The 4,293-nt window shown below is 60.2% G+C and carries 3 protein-coding genes; 2 read left to right on the top strand and 1 reads right to left on the bottom strand.

Going from position 1 to position 4,293, the window contains the following annotated elements; translation table 11 throughout:
• Together SGJ19_07030 and SGJ19_07025 are read left to right on the top strand one after the other, a co-directional pair.
• A partial coding sequence (locus tag SGJ19_07030) for an ATP-binding protein (GenBank protein MDZ4779987.1) occupies positions 1-2,454 on the top strand: 2,454 nt, incomplete at its 5' end.
• A gap of 42 nt (positions 2,455-2,496) precedes the next feature.
• Complete coding sequence (locus SGJ19_07025) at positions 2,497-3,168, top strand: iron-containing redox enzyme family protein (GenBank protein MDZ4779986.1); 672 nt, start codon at positions 2,497-2,499, stop codon at positions 3,166-3,168.
• Here the strand turns inward: SGJ19_07025 and SGJ19_07020 are convergent.
• Positions 3,165-4,103: a crotonase/enoyl-CoA hydratase family protein gene (locus SGJ19_07020; GenBank protein ID MDZ4779985.1), complete on the bottom strand. Its 939-nt coding sequence runs from the start codon at positions 4,101-4,103 to the stop codon at positions 3,165-3,167. The two genes, SGJ19_07025 and SGJ19_07020, sit on opposite strands and share 4 nt — an antisense overlap.
• Positions 4,104-4,293: the final 190 nt, after the last annotated feature.

Genomic DNA, 4,293 nt, shown 5'->3' with positions numbered 1-4,293 from the left:
GCTTTGGTCCGCTTGGCGATTGGAGCGCTCATCCTCGGCTATCTGCTGCCGGATGCCGTTTCGCGGCCGGAAGAGCCGCACGTCTACTTTTTCGGGGTCTATCTTGCCCTCGCGGCGCTCATTTTCAGCCGCATCCTTGTCGATACGGGAATCTCGCCGACGCGTCGCATCCTGGCCGCGTGTGCCGATATTGGCATGCTCACATGGTGCCTTGCGTTCTTCGAGGAACGCGGTGCGCCGTTTTTCCTGGTCTATGTCTGGATCACGCTCGCCAATGGTTTTCGCTTCGGCGCCAGATATCTGCTTTATGCACTGGCTCTGTCGATTGCGGGGTTCTCGGCTGTGCTGTACTTCAGTGAGTTCTGGCGCGCTCACCTGTCTTTCGGGGTCGGGCTGATGCTTGGCTTGGTGATGCTGAGCCTCTACGTGAAATCGCTCGTGACCACGCTTTTCGATGCGCTGGCGCGCGCAGAAGCGGCAAACGAGGCCAAGCGGCGATTCATCTCAGTGGTGAGCCATGAGATGCGAACTCCGCTGAACGCGATCATAGGCATGTCCGACCTCCTGCTCGATACGAGCATGACGCGCGAACAGACCGACATGTTGCAGACGGTGCGAGGCTCGTCGCGGGTGATGCTCGCGCTGGTTGAGGATGTGCTGGATTTTTCCAAGATCGAGGCGGGGAAACTGGCGCTCGAAACAGTGGATTTCGATCTGCATGCCTTGGTTAACAGCACCTGCCGAATAGTTTCCGCGCAGGCGATGGGCAAGAACATCGACCTTACGGTTTCGATCATGCCGCAGGTACCGCCGGCGGTGCGAGGCGATCCCCACCACCTGCGCCAGATTCTCCTCAATCTCGCCGTGAACGCTGTCAAGTTCACCGAGCGCGGTGGCGTAACCGTACACGTTTCAACGCAAGGTGAGACAGATACCCGTATCCGCCTGAAGTTTTCGGTTCGCGACACTGGCATCGGGATATTGCCGGAGGCGCAGAAGCGCATTTTCGAGAGCTTCACGCAGGCCGAGCAGTCGACCGTTCGCCGCTTCGGCGGCACTGGCCTGGGCACGACGATCGCCAAGCAGCTCGTCGAGCTTATGGGCGGTCGTATCGGGCTGGAGAGCTCGGTCGGCCTGGGCAGCACGTTTTGGGTGGAACTCGACCTAGAGAAGCAGGCCACTCAGCCTGACGTGGCCGGTGGCGAGCTCGCCAATACGCGCATGCTTCTAGTCGGCTTTCCCGAGAGCGAAACCGCCCTGCTGCGAGAAGCGCTTGTTTTGTGGGGTGCGACAGCCGTCTTCGAGAACGGGGTCGAGGAAGGCGCGCACCGCCTAGCGGCCGAGATTAGTCTAGCCAAGCCTTATCACAGTGCGCTGCTCTTTGCCGGTGATGAGGCCTCGGGACGGGAGCTCGCGCAGCGCTTTCGCAACGCGGCCCCAAATCCGCCACCCCCGGCGATCCTTTGCGCTCCACGCTCAGTCCAGGTGGCGCGTTTTGTCGCGCTATCGGCTGGTTATACGGCAGTGCTCGAGCTCCCGTTCGAGAAACGGCAGTTGTTCAACGTCCTGCATTCGGTATCAGCCGGCGGCGAGATGCAGGAAGGTGTGGTACGCCTCAAGGACTATGCGCGACGCCGCGCAAGCGGCCGCAAGCTAAGAGTCCTTGTCGCCGACGACAATCCGACCAACCGAGAAGTCATCGGCAAAATCCTCGAGCGGGGCGGGCATTCGGCAACGATCGTCCCGGATGGCGAGGACGCGCTCGACGCTCTGGAACAGGCGGACTACGACATGTTGCTGCTCGATCGCAACATGCCACGGATGGGCGGAATCGAAACGCTTCAGGCCGTTCGCCTGATGGGGCGCGGCCTAGAACGCCTGCCGGTCATCGTTCTTTCTGCCGACGTAACGCCGGAGGCTCGCCGTGAATGCCTAGAGCACGGCGCAGATGCCTTCCTCGCCAAGCCGGTCGAGGCGCTACGCCTACTCGAGAGCATCGGGGAACTGGCGGACAAGGGCGCGGGTGCGCCGGTAACGGCGGGAACCGCGGGCCACAACCCGGGCCGCTCCGCCTTGCAGGCCCGGTCCAGCCTGCCTGTGTTGAATCGCGAGACCCTCGGCCACTTGGAAGAACTTGGATCCGGTCGTCAATTCGTGGAGCGGCTATTCGGTATCTTTTTCTCTGATAACGTTGTGCTGCTCAAGAAGATCGAAACGGCGCTCGTCGCACGCAGTCCTGGTGAGTTCCGCAATTACCTGCATGCAATCAAGGGATCGGCCGCAAGCCTGGGCGCAGACCGCCTCACGCGACTGTGCACCGCGATCGGAATGCTGTCGGACAAGGAGTTAAAACTACAGTCGGCGGGATTGCTCAAATCCATCACCGACGAATTCGCAGCGGTGCGAACGGAGGCCAAGGTTTATCTGCGAGACAAAATGAAATCGTCTGGTTAATGGACGATACAATCTGCATTTCTCGTTCGAGAGAACACGCAGATGTCTTTTTTTCTCACCCTAATCGAATCCACTGATGCTCGCCGCCGCGAGCTTGAGGCGGTCCCGAAGATGTACACGATGATCCACCACGGATTGTCGCTGGGCGAATACCGCGCATTCCTGCATGACCTCTATTACATCGTCTGGCATTTCTGCCCGATCATGGCAACGGCGGCGTCGCGCTGCGGAGACGACTTCCGCCACATCCGCTACGACCTCTACTCGCGCATAGAAGAGGAGCGAGGCCACGAGGACTGGGTTCTGGAGGACGTCAAGGCAATGGGGGGCGATGTCGACGCGGTTCGATCCCTGCCGCCCAGCGCACCGGTTCAGGCCATGATTGCGTTCAACTACTACAGTGCCGAACGCAAGCATCCGTGCTCGGTGCTTGGCATGCTCTACATGCTGGAAGTCGTTGCGTCGGTCTATGGCGGCCGCGTATCCGACTCGATTGCCAAGGCGCTCGACCGCGACGTGGAAGCCGGGGGGTTCAAGTTCCTGTCTTCCCACGCCACGATGGATGCGGATCACGTCGCGCAGATGAACCAGCTCGTCAAGACTATCGACGACCTCGCTGCGCAGGAGGCGATCATCAATTCGACCCAGGTCAACTTCTACCAGTTCGCGCAGATGTTCGGCGAGGGCGGGTTCGCCGCCCTCGCCAGCGACTAGGCGCTCGCTGCGAGGGCTTCTGCGGTGATGTCGGTCACCGCTTCGCCCGCCATCCTGCGCATCTGCGCGCGGACGATGCGGCCCATCATTTTCAGGTCGCGATCCTCGATGCGTAGCGCCGCGTCTACCCATGTTTCGGTGATCGCGTCGAGTTCCTCGCGCGTTACTGGGTGCACGAGCTGACGCGCGCGATGTACTGCCGCGTAACCGTTGCGCCGCTTGTAGGTGGTTGCAATCCAGTTGTTGACCGCCGCTTCCCCTTCGCCGTCCTTGGCGAGGACATCCACGATACCCATCCCATGCAATTGCGTTGCAGACAGGATCTTTCCGGACAGGATCAATTCCTCCGCGGCGCGCATGCCGATCTTGCGGGCAAGCAGCGAATACGCGCCCATGCCCGGAAACAGGTTGAAGAGGATTTCCGGCAGGCCCATCTGGGCCGATTCCTCAGCGATGATCACGTCGGAGGACAGTGCGCACTCGAAGCCACCACCCAGCGCATCGCCCTGAACCAGGGAGATCGTGGTCAGGCTGGGCGAAAAGAAGTTCTTGATCTTCGGGTACATGTTGTCGATGCACAGCCTGGCGTAGTGAAGCAAAGCCTCGCGGTCGCGCGACTTAATCAGGAGGACGAACAGGGCCAGGTCGCCCCCCAAGTTGAAAACGCGCGGGGTGCGCGACGCCATCACGTAGTAATTGACCCTGTTCATTTTCCCGTCGAACTCGAGATAGCCGCCATTTTCGGCCAGCAGGGCGTCGTGGGCACGGATGTCCTTCAGCAGGCCGAGACTGAAGCATGCAGTGCCTTTCGGATTGAAATATCCCCAGATAGTCCCGGTCGAAGGGTCGAATTCGGAATTGAATTGGGTGTTTTTTTTGCCATACGGGGTCCGTAGGACGGTGTTCAGGAACTCGACATCGCGCATGTTGCTCATGTGAACTACTCCTCAGTTTGAGGCCCCCGAATGGGTGCCATTGCCTTGGCCCGGATCTGACGAATTACTTGAACTACCGGACGCTCCCACCAACAATTAGACGCTGCTTCAATGGGTTGCGCAATGACAGATTCTTACACTTGCGGCTTGGGGGCCTTTCGTGTTGCGCGCCAACGACGGATCGGACATG

The sequence above is a fragment of the Planctomycetia bacterium genome, assembly GCA_034440135.1.
Classification (GTDB): domain Bacteria; phylum Planctomycetota; class Planctomycetia; order Pirellulales; family JALHLM01; genus JALHLM01.
Note: the sequence above shows the minus strand (reverse complement) of the source record. Positions and strands in the feature narration are given on the sequence as shown.

Excerpts from the sequence above, each read along its gene's own strand:
- SGJ19_07025 (MDZ4779986.1), top strand. The coding sequence starts at position 2,497 with ATGTCTTTTTTTCTCACCCTAATCGAATCCACTGATGCTCGCCGCCGC.
- SGJ19_07020 (MDZ4779985.1), bottom strand. The coding sequence starts at position 4,103 with ATGAGCAACATGCGCGATGTCGAGTTCCTGAACACCGTCCTACGGACC.